Genomic DNA, 18559 nt, shown 5'->3' on the forward strand with positions numbered 1-18559 from the left:
TGCGAGTGCAAATATAAGCACCTTTTTCGATTTACAAAAACAATTTGAATAAAAATTTCAACTGTTTGCAGAACTATTTTTTAATTGTTTCATTTCCTTCATTTTAGCTTTATAAATATTTTTAAAATAAAACTAAAATGTTCTAATAAGCGACGTATTCTGTGATTTCAAGGCCGTAACCAATCATTCCAACACGCTTTTCTTGTTCCGTATTTGAAACTAATCTGATTTTAGAAATATCAATATCATGTAGAATTTGCGCTCCAATACCAAAATCTTTATTATCGATTTTAATTTTTGGTGCTTTCATATGTCCGGTGCTCTGTAATTCTTTTAATTCTGTGATTCTATTTAGCAAATTAACCGCCTGCATATCTTGATTAATAAAGATAACTGCGCCTTTTCCATGCTCGTTTATTATTTTGAACATATCATCTAGCTGTTGGTCGCCGTTGTTAGTCAAAGTTCCCAATATATCGTTATTTACTTGCGAAGAGTTTATTCTTGTTAGAATTGATTCTCCAGCATTCCAAGTACCTTTTGTCAAAGCAATATGAATTTGCTTATTGGTAGTTTGCTGGTACGCTCTCAATCTAAAATCTCCAAAGCGAGTTTTTATTTCGAAATCCTCTTTTTTAACGATCAAACTGTCATGTTGCATTCTATAAGCAACAAGATCTTCTATAGAAACTAGTTTTAAGTTGAACTTTTTAGCGACATCAACTAATTGTGGTAACCGAGCCATAGTACCATCTTCATTCATGATTTCAACAATCACTCCTGCTGATTTAAACCCCGCTAAACGAGCGAAGTCAATAGCTGCCTCTGTGTGACCAGTTCGTCTTAAAACACCACCTTGTTTTGCTATCAATGGGAAAATATGTCCAGGTCTCGCTAAATCGTGAGGTTTGGTTTCGGAATTTACTAACGCAAGAACTGTTTTGGCTCTATCAGCAGCTGAAATTCCTGTAGTAACGCCATTTCCTCTCAAATCGACAGATACTGTGAATGCAGTTTCCATTGGATCAGTATTATTCGTAACCATTACATGTAATCCTAGCTCTTTACAGCGACTTTCTGTTAAAGGAGCACAGATTAATCCACGTCCATGAGTTGCCATAAAATTGATCATTTCTGGAGTTACCTTTTCGGCTGCAGCCAAAAAATCGCCTTCGTTCTCACGATCTTCATCATCAACAACAATTATTATTTTTCCTTGACGGATATCTTCAATCGCTTCTTCAATTGTGTTAAGCTGTATTTTATTTAAGTCCATTGTAGGTATTAGTTTTGTGTTGGAAATATTTTTTTAATTAATTTTTGGAAAGGAGCAAGGATGACATCGATATTAATTAATCCGATATCATTTGTGGCTCTGTACGTCAATAGAACCGCGAGAGGTGTCAAGATGAAAGATGATAACCAAGCTCCCATAAAAGGAGTCATTCCGTTTTCTTGCGCTAATCGTTTTCCAAAAGTATTTATAAAGTGAAAAGTAATGAATATCAAAATTGCAAATACGATAGGAAGTCCTAGACCACCTTTTCTAATTATTGCTCCTAGTGGCGCACCAATAAAAAACATTAGAAAGCATGCAAAAACAATTACAAATTTATCGTAAAGTGCCAATAAGTGATTGTTGATATTTTTACGTTTATTGAAAAACTCACTATTTGAAGCGTCAATGGAATAAATAGAATTTGCAATGTTACTACTTGCCATTTTTAAAATATCTACTTGTTCCGCTTTACTAAAGACTGATAAGATATCATTTGAAATTGGTTTGTTTTTCTTCGTGGCTGTTAATTTATTATTAAGTGGAAATACAATTTTACTATTGCTATTTTCAGAGAATGCAAGAATATCAGTTTTGATGTTTTTATTCAATGAATCTAAAGTATAGTTCAATTCATTAACATTAAGCATTGTATTTGTATTGGCTACAGCTTCTTGATCGACATCAACTTTATTAAGTTCTGATAAGTCAATATTAATAATCTGTTTTTTAAAAGAGCTTTTTGCAAACGGCATTTTATTGCGATCCTCATATTTTTTAGGAACAATATCTTCGTAGTAATAGCCATCATTAAGAACTAGTTGTAAAATGCTTGATTTTTCGCTACTGATTAATTCTCCGTTTTTAGCTTTGATAACGGTTTTACTTCCGTCACCTGTTTGAGATTTTTTATGGATAGTAATTCCAGTAAGTGTATTTCCCTCTGGTCCACTTTTCTTATTAACTTTAATATTGTAAAAACCAACATCGTTAAACTGACCTTCGGCTATTGCTAAAGCTGGCTTGAGTTGCGCAATGTTTTTTCGAAAATTAATAAACTTGTATTCAGCAAATGGGATGACATTATTTGCAAAGAAAAAGGCCACGATACTTAAAAGAACGATAAATACAGTCAAGCTTCTCATAGCTCGTTGTAGCGAAATACCAGAAGATTTCATCGCAGCAAACTCATAGTTTTCCGCTAGATTACCAAAAGTCATAATCGAAGCTAATAGAATGGAGAGTGGAAGGACTAAGGGCACAATTCTAGGCATAGAAAAAGCCAGGAATTTTATGATCATTACTAGATCTAAATCTTTCCCAGCTAATTCAGCTATAAATAACCAAACTGTTTGAAGTATAAATATAAAAAATAGGATTACAAATACAGTTGTAAATGTAGTCAAGAAGGTTTTTAATAAGTATTTGTCAAGAATTTTCACCTAGTGCATTAATCTAATTTGTTTATGTAGTAATTTGGATATTTACTTCCCGCAAATGTAAATTGATTTTTTGACAAAGGTTGGTTGGTTTTGAAAGAATTAACCGTTAATGTAGTTTTTGTACCTTTTTTTCCTACTTCAATCAAATTGTAAATGTGTTTTGTTTGTACATCAATACCTAGTAAAACTTCTTTTCTTTGATCTTTTGGATTTGTAGAAACTAATTTGATATACTGAATCTTTCTCCCTTTCACATTTTGAATTATATCCATATTATATCTATAACCGCTATTGAAAAAAGTCAACATTTTAGATGGTGTAATTGCGCTATCGTCCTTTTCGTTGAAGGTAGAAACAGTCACTTCTTCGTCTTCTGGAACAATAGTATATGTCTTTTTACCATCAAAAATTTTGGTTACACCCATGAAATTCAAAACATATTGATTTCCTTTCATGGTTACATTTCCTTTACTATCCTGATTGATATTTTCTTTAGAATTATTTAGAGAGTATTTAAAATCGATTGTAATATTATCGTAGCTCTTTACCTTAGAAGTTACTTGGTCAAGTAAATCTTTTGCTTTTTTATCTTGTGCTTGTGTCGAAAAACCAAAAAGAAATAAAGCCGCTATAAAAAGAAATTTTTTACCCACGCTTTTTATTTGACTTTTTTTAGAATCTTGAATCATTGCTTTCATTGTATTATTTATTTTGTTCATTGTTGAAAAATTGATCAAGAGAACTCATATCTAGAATATTTACACTACGTGCTTTACTTCCTTCAAAAGGGCCAACAATTCCAGCAGCTTCGAGTTGGTCAATTAATCTACCTGCTCTGTTGTAACCTAATTTCAGTTTTCTCTGTAGTAATGAAGCGGAACCTTGCTGTGCATTTACAATAATTTCCGCCGCTTCTCTAAATAAAGTGTCTCTGTCCGCAATATCCATATCAAGATTAATGCCACTTTCCTCACCTACAAATTCTGGAAGTAAGTATGCGGTTGCATATGCTTTTTGTGAACCAATAAATTCTGTTATTTTTTCAACTTCTGGTGTGTCAATGAAGGCACATTGTACACGCACCACGTCATTTCCATTTGTGTAAAGCATATCACCACGACCTATTAATTGATCTGCACCTTGAGTATCAAGAATTGTTCGCGAATCTATTTTAGAGGTAACTCGAAAAGCTATTCTTGCAGGGAAGTTGGCTTTTATCAAACCAGTGATTACATTCACAGATGGTCTTTGCGTCGCAATAATCAAGTGAATTCCGATGGCTCTGGCTAATTGTGCTAACCTAGCAATAGGAACTTCAACTTCTTTACCTGCAGTCATAATCAAATCGGCAAACTCATCAACGACCAGTACGATGTATGGAAGAAAACGGTGTCCATTTTCAGGATTTAGCTTTCTAGCCTTAAATTTATCATTGTACTCTTTTATATTTCGAACCATTGCATCTTTCAGTAGAGAATAACGGTTGTCCATTTCAACACAAAGAGAGTTTAATGTATTGACTACTTTAGCGTTATCTGTAATAATGGCATCGTCCATGTCTGGCAGTTTCGCTAAGTAATGTCTTTCAATTTTATTAAAAAGTGTTAATTCTACTTTTTTAGGATCTACTAAAACAAATTTTACTTCGGCAGGGTGTTTTTTGTATAGCAGAGATGTTAAAACAGCATTTAAACCAACAGATTTTCCTTGTCCAGTTGCTCCAGCCATTAATAAGTGGGGCATTTTAGCTAAATCCACAACAAATGTTTCATTTGAAATTGTTTTTCCAAGCGCTATTGGTAGTTCCATTTCCGCTTCTTGAAATTTGGCTGAGCCAATAACACTTTTCATAGAAACCATCGTTGGATTCTTATTAGGAACCTCGATTCCAATAGTTCCTTTACCAGGAATAGGAGCGATGATACGAATTCCTAAAGCAGATAGTGACAATGCAATATCATCTTCTAAGCTTTTAATTTTCGAAATTCGGATTCCCGCTTCTGGTACAATTTCGTATAAAGTAACCGATGGTCCAACAGTTGCTTTGATTTGAGCAATTTCAATTTTATAATTACGAAGCGTATCTACAATTCTATTTTTGTTCTCTTCTAACTCTTCTTGGTTGATTGTAATTCCGCCAGTAGAATATTCTTTCAACAAGTCGATTGTTGGGAATTTATAATTGGATAAATCCAAAGTAGGATCAAATAAACCAAAATCAGCTACTAATCTTGATGCTAGATTTTCTTCAATAATATCTTCTTCAGGAGCTGTTTCGATTACAAATGATTCATCTGCAGAAGGGATCACTTCATTGAATGGAGGAGGAGTGATTTCCATTGCAATTGGTTTTACAACTGGATCTCTATTTATATTTGATGGATGGCCTATTGTAGGTTTTAATGCTTCTTTATTGATTTCAAATTGTGAACCTTTCTTTTTCAAGTGAATGGTATCAAGTTCTTCATCAGGAACTGCAAACTCTTCTAAATTATAAGCTTCTTTATTACTGTTTAACGGATTTGGAATAGACATGGCTTTTAAATCTTTCTTAGTATCGCTAAAAAAAGATTGAATACTTTCAGGAGATAATTTCATTTTGAAAATAATGTAAATTATCAGTCCAAATAATAAAACTAATAATGTTCCGGTTTTTCCAAGATAATCCTGCAGGAATAAATTTAATTCATAACCTATTACTCCACCTAACTCAGGTGCAGATGTTGCAAAAAATCCAAATAAAACAGACAAAATAATAATGACAAACAAGTCCCAAAACCAGATGTTTTTTAACTTTCTTACGGTAATTCCTAAAACCATGTAAATACCAGTAAGAAAAAATAGTCTTACAAAGATAAATGCAGCAAGTCCAAAACCTCTATAAATAAGTAGGTCAGCTAAATACGCACCGAATTTACCCAACCAGTTTTCAACGACTTCAGAACGATCACCTAATTGCTGTACAGCGCTTTGATCTTGCTGACCATAAATGAAAAAAGAAATAAAGGCAAATAATAATGCAATCGAGAATAATACCAATAGCGAACCAAAGACAACTTTATGCTGTTTCGTTAACTGTACCGGAATTTTAGTCTCTTTCTTAGTGTCGGTTTTCTTATTCTGGGGAGCTGTTTTTGTTGTTTTTGCCATTCTTGCTTGTAAAATACCTATAAAAATAAAGGTACATATATAATTAAACCAATTGCGATTGCAGTCATTGCTGCAAAAAATACCGCTCCAGCTGCAATATCCTTTATAAATCCAATTTTTTCATGATAACCAGGATGGATAAAGTCTGCTATTTTTTCAATAGCAGTATTTAATCCTTCAACACTTAAAACTAAACCAATAGCAAAAGTTTGACAAAGCCACTCTATTTTGGAAATTCCAAAATAGAAGCCAGCAATTGTCATTATTATTCCTAAAGAGAACTGAACCATAATACTATGTTCAGTTGTAATCAGTTTTTTAGCTCCTTGAAATGCATATGTCATGCTTTTGATTCGGCCAGTTATGAATGTATTGTCTTTTTGAAATTCCATCAGAGATACATTATAGTACTGCTAATGCAGCGTCGTAATTAGGTTCGTCAGCAATTTCAGGAACTTGTTCTGTATAAACAATTGTTCCGGTAGCGTCAATAACAATGATAGCACGAGAATGCAAACCTGCTAAAGGTCCATCTGTCATTTCTAAACCATTATTTTTACCGAAATCACCGTTTTGAAAATCAGATAAATTGATCACGTTTTCAAGTCCTTCAGCACCACAAAAACGTTTTTGAGCGAAAGGTAAATCTCTTGAAATACACAGCACTTTTGTGTTTTCTAAAGTAGCAGCATTTTCATTAAATTTTCTAACTGATGCAGCACATGTTCCAGTATCAACACTAGGAAATATATTTAAAACTAAATTTTTACCAGCATAATCACTAAGTGATACAACGGAAAGATCAGTGTTAATTAATTTAAAATCAGTCATTTTTGTACCTACAGCTGGTAATTTTCCTGATGTGTGAATTGGATTTCCTCCTAATGTTATTGAAGCCATGATGTTTGTTTTTTTGTGAGGCTCAAAAGTATGAAAATTATTTAAGATTTTGTGCGCAATTGATGTTATAAAGTTTGTCTATTTACCTTACAGGTTAAACATTTTAAGGTGAGAAAACTGCATTTTTTAAATAAAAAAAACGCACTCGGTAACGAGTGCGTTTTTCATTTGTAATCTATTTTTGGAAATTTATTTGTCGATTGAACCTAAAACACGTTTCATAAAAGTATTTAATGCTTCTTTTTTGTCTGTTCCAGATTTCACTAGTTTATTCACTTCTAGCGCACCGTACATATTAGAAATTAATTCACCTATGACATCTAGCTCTTCATCTTTCAAAGAAGAAATTTCAGTCATTGCTTCAAGAACTTCGATTGTTTCAATAATGTAATCTTCGTCGTTCTCCTCTATAAATTGCGTTAAATGCTTTATTACGGGTAATTTCATAGGTGTATTTTTTTACTATTTTAAATTCAAAAAGTTCAGACTAATTATACAATTTCTTTAACTAAATCAATCAGTACTTCTTGTTTATTTGTTTGCGTTTCGTTTACTAGTTTTCCATTTACAAAAGTGGCAAAAGTAGGCAAGTTGCTTACATTAGCTAATTTTCTAGATTCAGGGAAGTTTTCAGCGTCAACAAGTGCAAAAGTAATAGCTTCATTTTCAGTCGCTAATTTTTTAAACTTCGGTTTCATAATTTTACAGTTTCCGCACCATGATGCTGAAAATTGAACAACTACCTTCTCATTTTTTGAGATTAAATCTTGTAAAGTATCTTCGGTTAATTCGACTAACATATATTTCTTTTTAAATTTAATTTAGATTTCAAAATAGCAATGGCAATATCAAAATTGATAACTGCCATTGAAATATTTATTATTAGTTTAAGCTTAAGTATTCAGCTGTACTTTCTCTATCAGCACTCATTGCTTCCTTTCCAGCTTCCCAGTTAGCAGGACAAACTTCTCCTTTTTCTTGGATGTGTGTGTAAGCATCAACCATACGTAAGTACTCGTTTACGTTACGACCCAATGGCATATCGTTTACACTTTCATGAAAGATTTTTCCAGTCTCATCGATTAGGTACGTAGCTCTAAAAGTTACATTAGAACCTTCGATAATTACTGAATCAGTTTCTTCAGAATACTCTGTTGAATCAATATCAAGAATTCCTAAAATGTTAGATAAGTTTCTATTAGTGTCAGCAAGAATTGGGTACGTTACACCTTCAATTCCACCATTATTTTTTGCTGTATTTAACCAAGCAAAGTGAACTTCGTTAGTATCGCAAGATGCTCCAATTACAATTGTATTTCTTTTTTCAAATTCAGGTAGTGCAGCTTGAAAAGCGTGTAATTCAGTTGGGCAAACAAAAGTAAAATCTTTTGGGTACCAAAACAAAAGTACTTTTTTGTTGTTTTTTGTAGCTTCTTCGAAGATATTGATTTTCATATTATCTCCCATTTCTGAAATGGCATCAACTGCAATACTTGGGAATTTTTTTCCTACTAAAGACATATTATTTTATTTAAAATTATTATTGTTTTTCTCTTTGCAAAAGTACTAAAAAATGACAATCTAATCGATTAATTTTATGGTATTTTCCTATCAAATTATAAGTAAAAGTTATGACAAATAATTTTCAATGCTGCAACACCACATTGACCTTATGTGGCTAATTTATAAGAAGTTATAGCATAAAAAAATCCACCTATTACTGGTGGATTTTATAAAATTGAATTAATAATAGTTTCACTTTTAATTTAAATCAAATCGATCCATATGCATAACTTTCGACCACGCTTTCACGAAATCTTTGATGAATTTTTCTTTATTATCATCTTGCGCATAAACTTCTGCGTAAGCTCTAAGGATTGAATTGGAACCAAATACTAAATCCACACGAGTTGCAGTAAATTTTGTTACACCAGATTTTCTATCAACTATATTGTATAAGTTTTCAGAAACTGGTTTCCAACTGAAATTCATATCCGTTAAATTTACAAAGTAGTCGTTTGTTAAAACTCCCTCATTAGTTGTAAATACTCCTTCTTTTGATCCAGCATAGTTCGTTCCCAGAACTCTCATACCACCAATTAAAACTGTCATTTCTGGAGCAGTTAATCCTAGCAATTGTGCTCTATCTAGTAGTAACTCTTCTGGTTTTACAGTATATTCTTTTTTTGTAAAGTTTCTAAAACCATCTGCTGTTGGTTCTAGATCATCAAAAGATTCTGAATCTGTCATTTCTTGTGTTGCATCGCCTCTTCCAGCATGAAACGGAACTTTAACATTAGATCCTGCTTCTTGAATTGCTTTTTCGATAGCAGCGTTTCCACCAATAACAATTAAATCAGCAATTGAAACTTTCTTACTTAATCCACTTTGAATTTTAGTAAGTGTCATTAATACTTTTTCAAGACGAGCCGGTTCATTTGCTATCCAATCTTTTTGGGGAGCTAATTGAATTCTTGCTCCATTAGCGCCACCTCTATAATCAGAACCTCTAAAAGTTCTTGCGCTATCCCATGCTGTATTAATCAATTCTGTACGAGTCAATCCGCTATTTAGGATAATTGTTTTGATTTCCTCAATTTCACCATCACTTAATATATAATCAACTGTTGGAATTGGGTCTTGCCAAATCAATACTTCTTCTGGAACATCAGCACCTAAATAACGATTTTTAGGACCTAAATCTCTGTGTGTTAATTTGAACCAAGCGCGAGCAAATACATCTTCAAAGTAAGCTGGGTCTTTGTAGAAACGCTCTGAAATTTCTCTATAATTAGGATCCATTTTCATCGCCATATCGGCATCAGTCATAATTGGATTATTTCTTCTCGTAGGATCAAAGGCGTCAACTGGCTTGTCCTCTTCTTTAATGTTTATAGGTTCCCACTGCCAAGCTCCAGCTGGGCTTTTCTTCAATTCCCAATCGTATGTAAATAAAAGATAGAAATATTCGTTATCCCATCGTGTTGGATTTGTGGTCCAAGAACCTTCTAAACCACTTGTTACAGTGTCAGCTCCATTACCATTGTTTGTTGGATTAATCCAACCAAATCCTTGGGTCTCAATTTCACTTGCTTCTGGCTCTTTACTCAATATTGTTGCATCACCATTTCCATGTGCTTTTCCTACTGTGTGTCCACCTGCAGTTAAAGCAACTGTTTCTTCATCATTCATTGCCATTCTTTTGAATGTAATACGAACGTCGCGAGCCGTTTTTAAAGGATCAGGAATTCCGTCAACGCCTTCTGGATTAACGTATACTAAACCCATCATAACAGCAGCTAACGGATTTTCTAAATCACGCTCTCCAGAATATCTACTTCCTTCACTACCTGATTTAGCTAACCATTCTTTCTCAGCTCCCCAATAAACGTCAGTTTCAGGATGCCAAATGTCTTTACGTCCACCAGCAAAACCGAAAGTTTTGAATCCCATTGATTCGTAAGCCATATTTCCTGCTAATACCATTAAATCAGCCCATGAAATTTTATTACCGTACTTTTTCTTCAACGGCCATAAAAGTCTACGTGCTTTGTCTAAATTTCCGTTATCAGGCCAGCTGTTTAAAGGTGCAAATCTTTGGTTACCTGTATTACTTCCTCCACGACCATCTGAGATTCTGTAGGTACCGGCAGAGTGCCACGCTAAACGAATCATTAAACCACCATAGTGTCCCCAATCTGCAGGCCACCAATCTTGACTTTCAGTCATCAGATTTTTTAAATCAGTTTTTAATGCTTCTAAATCTAATTTGTTAAACTCTGCTGCATAATCAAAATCGCTATCCATTGGACTTGTTTTAGAATCATGCTGGCTAAGAATATTTAGATTTAAAGATTTTGGCCACCAATATTGATTAGTGCTTACTGTTCTCGAAGTATCTTCTTTATGGTTGAAAGGACATTTACCAAGTTCGTTTGAATGTTCCATATATTGAATTTTTAGTTTATAAATTTCTATTACAAATTTACAATAAAGATACGTTATAATTATTGATTTTGATTATAAGATTTTATGAACTTATAGTTTTTTGCTATAACACAAAAAAGTACCAAGTCTTTTAAAAGAAATGGTACTCATCAAAAAAAATAAATTTTATTCGACCTAAATTTTAGCTTCAGTAACTAGCTGTCTAATTTTAATATTAAAAGCTGCGAATAGTAGCGTCATGAATGGACTAATAATATTAAAGAAAGCATATGGTAAATATTCAAACGTAGAAACTCCTAAAGTACCCGCATGATAAGCTCCACAAGTATTCCATGGTATTAAAACAGATGATACTGTACCTGCATCCTCTAAAGTTCTACTTAAGTTTTCGGGTGCAAGTCCTTTATCTTTGTATGCTTTTGCAAACATTTTACCTGGAACTACAATAGCTAAATATTGATCAGAAGCAGTTATGTTTAGCGCTAAACAGCTTCCTACCGTAGCAGCAAATAAACCAAAAGTCGTATGAGCAAGTTTAAGTAAAGCTTGACTTATTCTAGAAAGCGCACCTATAGCGTCCATTATTCCACCAAAAACCATTGCACAAAGAATTAGCCAAATCGTCCCAAGCATTTTTTGCATTCCACCAGAAGTGAAAAGTGATGCTAGTGTTTTGTTTTCAGTTGCAATAGTAATATCCCCAGTAATTGCATCCATAACACCTTTATATGCAGATTGTACGCTCATAGTTTGGACACCTGCAATTTGATTTATAATATGCGGTTGGAAGATTACTGCAAAAACGCCGGCTAATAATGTACCTATTAATAATGCAATCAATGGTTCTGTTTTTTTGATAATTAAACCAATAACAATTACCGGTACTGCAAAAAGCCATGGAGAGATTGTAAAAGAAGCCTCAATATCTGTAAGCAGTTTGGCTATATTTACGTCTCCATGAATATCGACTGATAAACCAAGAACTATAAAAAGAATAAGAGTGATGATATAAGTAGGTATTGTGGTCAAAGCCATGTACCTAATATGCGTAAACAAATCGGTTCCAGCCATAGCAGGAGCAAGGTTAGTAGTGTCAGACATTGGTGATAATTTATCACCAAAATAAGCTCCAGAAATAACTGCCCCAGCAACCATTCCTAAATCGAATCCTAAAGCACCTCCAACACCTATTAGAGCAATACCAACAGTTGCACTGGTTGTCCAAGAACTTCCCGTAGCAATTGATATTATAGAACATATTATTAATGTAGCTGGTAAAAAGATTGCTGGACTTAATATTTGCAATCCATAATAAATCATCGAAGGAATAATACCGCTAACCAACCAAGTGCCTGCTAATGCACCAACCATTAATAAGATTAAAATAGCGCCAACAGTCGATTTGATATTCTCTGCTACTTCTTCCATCATTTTACTAAAGGTGACTTTATTAAAAAAGCCAACAATAGCAGCAACCGCAGCACCTAATAATAGAACAAATTGATTACTACCACTTAACGCTTCGTCACCATAAACGTAAACATTGAAACCTAGCATTACTATAAGTGCGGCAACAGGAATTAAAGCTTCTCCAATTGATAATTCTTTATTTCTGTTTATTTTTGTATCCATTCTTTGTCTTTTGAGATTGCAATATAGATAAAAAAGTTACTATCAGCCTAAACAGATTTTGACAAAATTGTCATTTCTCTATTTTTATCGATTTTAGTTTTTAATTTTAAAAATTTTAGAAAAGTTTACAGCAAGAAACATTTTATCGAAAAATTATTCAAGTTTTCATCTTTAGAAATAATTTTCGAAACTTAAAAAAATGTACGGATTGTAATTTATAAATCGGTAATCATCACAGGTAGCGTTCCTTGGCAAGGAGCGTTTGATAGTAACTGATTAGCAGCCACTTTTTGAAACTCTGGAAAATCTTGGTAAACTTGGACAATTCCTAAAGCAGCTTTTAAGTTTGGAATTACTTGTAGCGCGTAAGGATTTCCAAATACATATAAGATACATTTCTTTGTCGTAAATATTTTTTCCAAAAATTCTAAAACTTTTTCTTCGATATCAAACTTATTCAAAGGTTTCGCTTTTGGAACAAACAAGGAGATGAGTATTGTGTCAAATTCAGCAATATCATTTCCTAATTCAGCTATTGCCAAATCATTCCCCATTTCATAGCTAAATTCTGAGGAAGGTAATACGGTAGACACATTTTTAAAAAATAGATTATCTGTATTTTTATAAAGGCTAATTTTAGCTAATTTATTCGCGCGCTGGGCTTCAAAAACAGTATTTGTATTTTGATTATCTCGTAATGTAGTAATACAATTTTCAGCGATTTTATAATTTAATTTTGACGTAGTTTCAAAATCGAAGTCGCCGTTTAAAATTGGATTTAAACTTGAATCGGGATTTAAAATTCCTGCTTTCTGCTTTGCTTTCCATAAACGATTGAAACTTTCATCAATTCGCTCTTCTGATGCATTTTTTAGTATTTCCTGAATTCCTTCCGCAACGTTAATTGCAAAACATAAAACATCATTTCCAGCGTTAAAAGCTTCCCATTCTAATTGTCCTTTTTTCGAATAAAGATCAGAAACACTTTTCATATTTAGTGCGTCTGAAATGATTAGTCCATCATAGCCCAATTGCTTGCGCAAAAGTGTCTCTATAATAGGTTTAGACAAAGTCGCAGATGTATTCTTTCCATCGTTTAAGGCGGGAACAGCTAAATGACCTATCATTATAGAATCCACTTTTGCATCAATTCCTTTAATAAAAGGTACCAATTCATTCTGTAATAGCTGCTCTAGATTTTCCTCTAAAATTGGTAAACCTAAATGAGAATCTACATTTGTATTTCCATGGCCAGGAAAATGCTTAAGACATCCAAGTACGCCAGCATCATTCATTCCTTTCACATATTCTATAGCAAAATCACTAACTTTTTCTTTCTCTTCGCCAAAAGAGCGATAGCCAATCACCGGATTATTCGGATTATTATTGATATCAGCTAACGGTGCTAAATTGTATTGTATTCCAACAGACTTTAGATCTAAACCAATTTGTTTTCCTACTTCGTACACTAAATGAGACTGTGATATCGGTAAAGCGCCAAGAGTGATTGCGTAAGGATATTGCGGTGTTTTTTCCACACGCATCGCTAATCCCCATTCAGCATCAATACTCATTAAAAGTGGAGTAGGAGCACATTTTTGGTAACGAGTTATCAGTTCTCGTAATCGTTGGCAACTATCATCGTTTAGAATAACTTTCTTCTTTGTTTCATAATTAGTCGCAGCGCTGGCTCTACTATGAAAAAAAGTTAGTCCGCCTATATTATGATTTTGAATTAAAAGTTCCATCTCTTGGATATTCTCTTCCGTGTCATTTATAAAAACTGCGGGAAAGAAAAATTGTCCTATTTTTTGTTCTAATGTCATGTTGTTAGTTTTTGAATAACGAGATAGCAGTTATTACTTGAATTTTTCAATTTTGCGAATCGAAATTAAATTATTTGTAGTACTATCTATTAATTATTCTTCATCTTTAGGTTTACTAGTCTGGTAATTAATATTCTCTGCTTTCTTACCAAATTCCTTTGGAAATATCAAATATCTTGAAAGTATCAATCCCGGAATTGTCGCTATAAAAACCCAAATAAAGAAATTTCCATATCCTAAATAATCCTGAATATAACCACTTACCATTCCTGGAAGCATCATTCCAAGCGCCATAAATCCCGTTGCTATAGAGTAGTGAGAAGTCTTCGATTCGCCATCTGCAACATAAATCAAGTACATCATGAAAGCCGCAAAACCAAAACCGTAACCAAATTGTTCTGCTATAACAGTGAGATAAATATAGAGTACTGAACTAGGATGAAAATGAGATAACAATACAAATCCAATGATCGGTAAGTGCATCGCTAGAATCATTGGCAACATCCATTTTCCTAATCCATCTCTTGAAATAGCAATTCCTCCTAAAATTCCACCTACAGTTAAGGCAATCAACCCGAATGTTCCATAAATAAGTCCAACATCTTCAGTTTCTAATCCCATTCCTCCGTCGCTTATTGGATCCACTAAAAATGGAGTAAGCATTTTAAGCAGTTGTGATTCGCCAAGACGAAATAAAAGTATGAAAGCTAAAACTAATACAATTTGTTTTTTCTTAAAAAAGCTACTAAATACTTTGCCAAAATTTTTCTCTTCCGTTTTACCGTCAGCAATTGGAAGTTCACTTTTTGGAGTAGCAAAATAGTTGTACACAGTTAGAATTGACATCACTATCCCTACAAATATCATTGTGTAAGACCAAGCCTGAACATTATTACTGAAACGATGTTCTAAATAGCCAGCTAGTAAGATTATCAATCCGTTTCCAGTAAGCATCGACGCTCTATAAAATGTACTTCTAATCCCTAAAAAGAATGATTGCTGTTCTTTCTCCAAAGCAAGTAAATAAAAACCATCACTAGCAACATCATTTGATGCGGAAGCAAAGGCAGCAACCCAAAAAACAGCTAAACTTAGTATAAAAAATTGGCTGGCTGGAATAATAAAACCAACTATTAAAAAAGCAATAGAAATAAGCAATTGCATCGATAAAAACCATTTTCGCTTCGTTCCATACAAATCAATAAATGGACTCCACAAAGGTTTTATTACCCAAGGCAAATACAATAAACTAGTATATAAACCGATATCTTCATTGCTTATCCCTAAGTTTTTGTACATCAATACAGAAACGGAGATTATGATTACATACGGGAAACCGGAAGCAAAATTTAAAACGGGAATCCAATACCAAGGTCTATTATCTGTTTTCATGTAAGGAATTTAAAATAGATTAATTTATAGTGTAAAATTCACTTCTGTAGCTTCACTTTCATTGCCATAATAATCAATAAATGTAATCGCATATTTTGTGTTTTTATCAACTTGATAAGCAGGAATAATAACTTCGACCGTGTCGCTATTTAAACGATATGCTACTTTATCAACGATTTGGCTAGCATCTTTAATATCAATATTTGAATTAAACTTTGCTGCATAAACCATAAGGTAGCGTACTTTACTATACATTGGATATTGCACTGTAAAGCGAGAAGAGATTGGATCTGTTACAATATTTGCTGGTGTTGGTACAATGACCATATTTCGAACTGCATTAGGAACTACAGCTGGAAGAGCAGGATATTTATATTGATTTTCGGATAACAATTTTGTGACACTTTGGTTTCGATTCATAAATGATTTTGCACTAAAAAAAGCATTTCCTTGAATGTTTTTAAAACTTCTGGCGTAATCAATTTGATTTGGAATTTCCTTTGCATTATTCCATCGTTTATCTGAATCAGCATTTACTTTGTACGTTCCGTTACCAATATAAACATTAACGTTTGTCGAATTTTCAGACCACCAACGTAAAAGTTTTGAATGAGAAGCTGTGGGATGATCCATACTCCAATATAATTGTGGAACTAAATAATCAATCCATTTGTTCTCCATCCAAGCAATAGGATCAGCAAATAAATCGTCATAATTTGTTTGTCCAGACTTGGTGTCAGAACCTCTTGGATCTACTGATTTATTTCTCCAAACACCAAAGGGGCTAATTCCGAATTGTACCCATGGTTTGATATTTTTTATCGAAATAGAAATGCATTTTACGAATTCATTTACGTTAGATCTTCTAAAATCTTCCAAGGTTCTTCCGTCTCCATATTTCTTGAAAGAAGCACCGTCATTAAATTTTTCTCCAGGAACTTTGTAAGGATAGAAATAGTCATCAAAATGTATTGCATCAATATCGTAATTCGTTACTACTTCCTCAATCACGGCTGTTAAATGGTTTTGAACCTCTGGAAGTGCTGGATCATAATAATATTTCCCTGCATATTTTATCATCCATTCTGGAAATTTAAATAAATCGTGCTCCGGACTTAGCTCTTCGGTTTTTAAATTCATGGTTGCGCGATATGGATTCAACCAAGCGTGAAATTCGAAACCCCGTTGATGTGCTTCAGTAATCATCCATTCTAGTGGATCAAAATACGGATTGGGTGCTTTTCCCTCTTTTCCAGTCAAATATTTAGACCAAGGAGCTAATTTTGTTGGATAAAAAGCGTCACCAACACTTCTAATTTGGACTATAACCGCATTATAATTTAATTTTTTGTAAGTGTCTAAAATTTCTAAATAATCTGCCTTTTGCTTTGCAATATTGTCATTGCCACTTTTCGGCCAGTCGATATTAACAACAGTTGCAATCCAAACTGCTCTAAATTCACTTTTAGGATGTGCTGTCATTTCTTGAGCCTCGCTTTTAGAAAATGAGATTAAAAGAAAAGGGAGTAGTAAAAGAATGTGCTTGTAAATTTTCATTATCGTTTTTTATTTTAAAGTATTCAAAAATAGCTTTTTTAGAGAAATCTACCCGCTAAATAGAGTTTATAATTTCACATCTTTCCTGAAATCAATTTCTTTGCCAACTTTATCATGGTTCATTAAAAAAACCGTGTTTTTTAATTTAAAAGCTATACTTTAAAAATCAATTCATACTTGTAAAAAACCCACAATATTAATGACCAAAAAACAGCATAGGACAATGCGTAAAATAACGATGCGTTTAGCGGATTAGCGAAAAGTGGAACGATATTATGATTGTAAATATAAGTCTGTAGATTAATTTCTTCCGTTGCTATTTGTGGGTTTTGCATTTTAATTGAACCTAAAATCCTTGGGATTATCCCCGAGAAGAAAAATACAATCATTGGATTCACTCCCCAAATCAAAAATAATTTGATCCATTTTTTATAATTTGCAACATCAATAATATAGTATAAAATTGCTAAGCATATTGTTGCAATTCCAGCAGTATATATTGTATAAGAGCTTGTCCACAATGATTTATTGATAGGGAATACAACATCCCAAACTAAGCCAAGAATTATTAAAGATGCACCCACAATTGAAATCCTTTTTACAATTTCTACTTTAGTAATAGACATGTTCAATACTTGACCGATAAACATTCCTAAAATCCCTGTAGCAATTGCTGGTAAAGTACTCAAAATTCCTTCTGGATCCCATGTTTTTGATGCGGCCCACAAGTGTCCGTTTAATAATAAATTATCGAGCCAAGCTGCTAAATTAGTTCCTTTATCAAAATTTGCTTCGCCAAATCCTGGAACAGGAATTAGAGCCATTAGAGCCCAGTAACCTAATAAAATAGATGCTACTACAGCTACTTGGATTTTAAAATTAGTTTTTAAATATAGAATGGATGTGAAGAAATAGACAATAGCAATTCGTTGTAAAACTCCAGGAATTCGTACGTCTTGATATACTGGTATTCCGCTGTAAGCCAAGAATAACATAACTGTAAAAATAATTAAAACGAGATATGTTTTAATTTTTAATGTAAAGTTTCCTAAAAGTGCATACGCTACCGCGAAAGTAATAAGTATTCTAGCTAGTAATAAAGGAATGCCTTCTAACGAAAAGACTTCAATACGACCGAAGAAATATAAAAATAAACCCAAGCAGAAAATCCTTAAGGAACGAACTAATATTTTATGAAAAACGGCTAAATCAAAATGTTTAGTTGGCATTGCGAATGGAATAGCAGTTCCCATTATAAAAATAAAAAAAGGAAAAACTAAATCAGTAGGAGTGCACCCATGCCATTCCGCATGTTTTAATGGAGGATAAATTGACGCCCAACTTCCAGGATTATTTACAATTGTCATTAACAGAATAGTAAATCCTCTAAAAACATCGAGCGAAATTAAGCGTTCTTTTTGCATTATATAATAGTT

The 18559-nt window shown here is 33.2% G+C and carries 15 protein-coding genes; all 15 read right to left on the minus strand.

Features of this window, described 5'->3' with window-relative positions:
* Positions 1-142 precede the first annotated feature (142 nt).
* The 15 genes from ribB to RCH19_RS06480 all read right to left on the minus strand — a co-directional run bounded on the left by ribB (position 143) and on the right by RCH19_RS06480 (position 18547).
* A complete protein-coding gene (gene ribB / locus RCH19_RS06410) occupies positions 143-1276 on the minus strand; it encodes a 3,4-dihydroxy-2-butanone-4-phosphate synthase (RefSeq protein WP_343022526.1) in 1134 nt (377 codons plus the stop codon).
* An 8-nt stretch (positions 1277-1284) separates the two neighbouring features.
* Positions 1285-2718 carry an LptF/LptG family permease gene (locus RCH19_RS06415; RefSeq protein ID WP_343022527.1) on the minus strand — a complete coding sequence of 478 codons (1434 nt, stop codon included), beginning with the start codon at positions 2716-2718 and terminating at the stop codon, positions 1285-1287.
* Positions 2719-2726: 8 nt separating this feature from the next.
* Positions 2727-3437: an outer membrane lipoprotein carrier protein LolA gene (locus RCH19_RS06420; protein ID WP_343022528.1), complete on the minus strand. Its 711-nt coding sequence runs from the start codon at positions 3435-3437 to the stop codon at positions 2727-2729.
* Positions 3421-5868 carry a DNA translocase FtsK gene (locus RCH19_RS06425; protein WP_343022529.1) on the minus strand — a complete coding sequence of 816 codons (2448 nt, stop codon included), beginning with the start codon at positions 5866-5868 and terminating at the stop codon, positions 3421-3423. Before RCH19_RS06425 ends, RCH19_RS06420 begins: the two co-directional genes overlap by 17 nt.
* Positions 5869-5885: 17 nt before the next feature.
* A complete protein-coding gene (locus tag RCH19_RS06430) occupies positions 5886-6260 on the minus strand; it encodes a diacylglycerol kinase family protein (protein ID WP_343022530.1) in 375 nt (124 codons plus the stop codon).
* 10 nt (positions 6261-6270) lie between these two features.
* Positions 6271-6768, minus strand: coding sequence for a thiol peroxidase (tpx, locus tag RCH19_RS06435; protein WP_343022531.1), 498 nt, complete (start codon positions 6766-6768; stop codon positions 6271-6273).
* 189 nt (positions 6769-6957) lie between these two features.
* Positions 6958-7215: a hypothetical protein gene (locus tag RCH19_RS06440; protein WP_121926195.1), complete on the minus strand. Its 258-nt coding sequence runs from the start codon at positions 7213-7215 to the stop codon at positions 6958-6960.
* Positions 7216-7259: 44 nt separating this feature from the next.
* Positions 7260-7568, minus strand: a complete 309-nt coding sequence (locus RCH19_RS06445) for a thioredoxin family protein (RefSeq protein ID WP_343022532.1) — start codon at positions 7566-7568, stop codon at positions 7260-7262.
* An 82-nt stretch (positions 7569-7650) separates the two neighbouring features.
* The gene (locus RCH19_RS06450) at positions 7651-8289 is read right to left on the minus strand and encodes a peroxiredoxin (protein WP_343022533.1); all 639 of its coding nucleotides are present in this window, start codon (positions 8287-8289) and stop codon (positions 7651-7653) included.
* 240 nt (positions 8290-8529) lie between these two features.
* Positions 8530-10716 carry a catalase/peroxidase HPI gene (katG, locus tag RCH19_RS06455; RefSeq protein ID WP_343022534.1) on the minus strand — a complete coding sequence of 729 codons (2187 nt, stop codon included), beginning with the start codon at positions 10714-10716 and terminating at the stop codon, positions 8530-8532.
* A gap of 174 nt (positions 10717-10890) precedes the next feature.
* Positions 10891-12348, minus strand: a complete 1458-nt coding sequence (gene nhaC, locus RCH19_RS06460; protein WP_343022535.1) for a Na+/H+ antiporter NhaC — start codon at positions 12346-12348, stop codon at positions 10891-10893.
* 215 nt (positions 12349-12563) lie between these two features.
* Positions 12564-14174, minus strand: coding sequence for a glycoside hydrolase family 3 N-terminal domain-containing protein (locus RCH19_RS06465; RefSeq protein WP_343022536.1), 1611 nt, complete (start codon positions 14172-14174; stop codon positions 12564-12566).
* A gap of 93 nt (positions 14175-14267) precedes the next feature.
* Positions 14268-15566, minus strand: a complete 1299-nt coding sequence (locus RCH19_RS06470) for an MFS transporter (protein ID WP_121926189.1) — start codon at positions 15564-15566, stop codon at positions 14268-14270.
* Between the two features lie 24 nt (positions 15567-15590).
* Positions 15591-17123 (minus strand): family 10 glycosylhydrolase, encoded by a 1533-nt coding sequence (locus tag RCH19_RS06475; RefSeq protein WP_343022537.1) that lies wholly within the window; start codon positions 17121-17123, stop codon positions 15591-15593.
* 152 nt (positions 17124-17275) lie between these two features.
* Positions 17276-18547 (minus strand): DUF5009 domain-containing protein, encoded by a 1272-nt coding sequence (locus RCH19_RS06480; protein ID WP_343022538.1) that lies wholly within the window; start codon positions 18545-18547, stop codon positions 17276-17278.
* Between the last annotated feature and the right edge of the window lie 12 nt (positions 18548-18559).

The organism is Flavobacterium sp. PL12 (genome assembly GCF_039123485.1).
Lineage (GTDB): Bacteria > Bacteroidota > Bacteroidia > Flavobacteriales > Flavobacteriaceae > Flavobacterium > Flavobacterium weaverense.

Coding starts and splice junctions, on each gene's coding strand:
- RCH19_RS06445 (WP_343022532.1), bottom strand. CDS start 7,568: ATGTTAGTCGAATTAACCGAAGATACTTTACAAGATTTAATCTCAAAA.
- RCH19_RS06425 (WP_343022529.1), bottom strand. CDS start 5,868: ATGGCAAAAACAACAAAAACAGCTCCCCAGAATAAGAAAACCGACACT.
- nhaC (WP_343022535.1), bottom strand. CDS start 12,348: ATGGATACAAAAATAAACAGAAATAAAGAATTATCAATTGGAGAAGCT.
- tpx (WP_343022531.1), bottom strand. CDS start 6,768: ATGGCTTCAATAACATTAGGAGGAAATCCAATTCACACATCAGGAAAA.
- RCH19_RS06475 (WP_343022537.1), bottom strand. CDS start 17,123: ATGAAAATTTACAAGCACATTCTTTTACTACTCCCTTTTCTTTTAATC.
- ribB (WP_343022526.1), bottom strand. CDS start 1,276: ATGGACTTAAATAAAATACAGCTTAACACAATTGAAGAAGCGATTGAA.
- RCH19_RS06465 (WP_343022536.1), bottom strand. CDS start 14,174: ATGACATTAGAACAAAAAATAGGACAATTTTTCTTTCCCGCAGTTTTT.
- RCH19_RS06420 (WP_343022528.1), bottom strand. CDS start 3,437: ATGAACAAAATAAATAATACAATGAAAGCAATGATTCAAGATTCTAAA.
- RCH19_RS06470 (WP_121926189.1), bottom strand. CDS start 15,566: ATGAAAACAGATAATAGACCTTGGTATTGGATTCCCGTTTTAAATTTT.
- RCH19_RS06440 (WP_121926195.1), bottom strand. CDS start 7,215: ATGAAATTACCCGTAATAAAGCATTTAACGCAATTTATAGAGGAGAAC.
- katG (WP_343022534.1), bottom strand. CDS start 10,716: ATGGAACATTCAAACGAACTTGGTAAATGTCCTTTCAACCATAAAGAA.
- RCH19_RS06480 (WP_343022538.1), bottom strand. CDS start 18,547: ATGCAAAAAGAACGCTTAATTTCGCTCGATGTTTTTAGAGGATTTACT.
- RCH19_RS06450 (WP_343022533.1), bottom strand. CDS start 8,289: ATGTCTTTAGTAGGAAAAAAATTCCCAAGTATTGCAGTTGATGCCATT.
- RCH19_RS06430 (WP_343022530.1), bottom strand. CDS start 6,260: ATGGAATTTCAAAAAGACAATACATTCATAACTGGCCGAATCAAAAGC.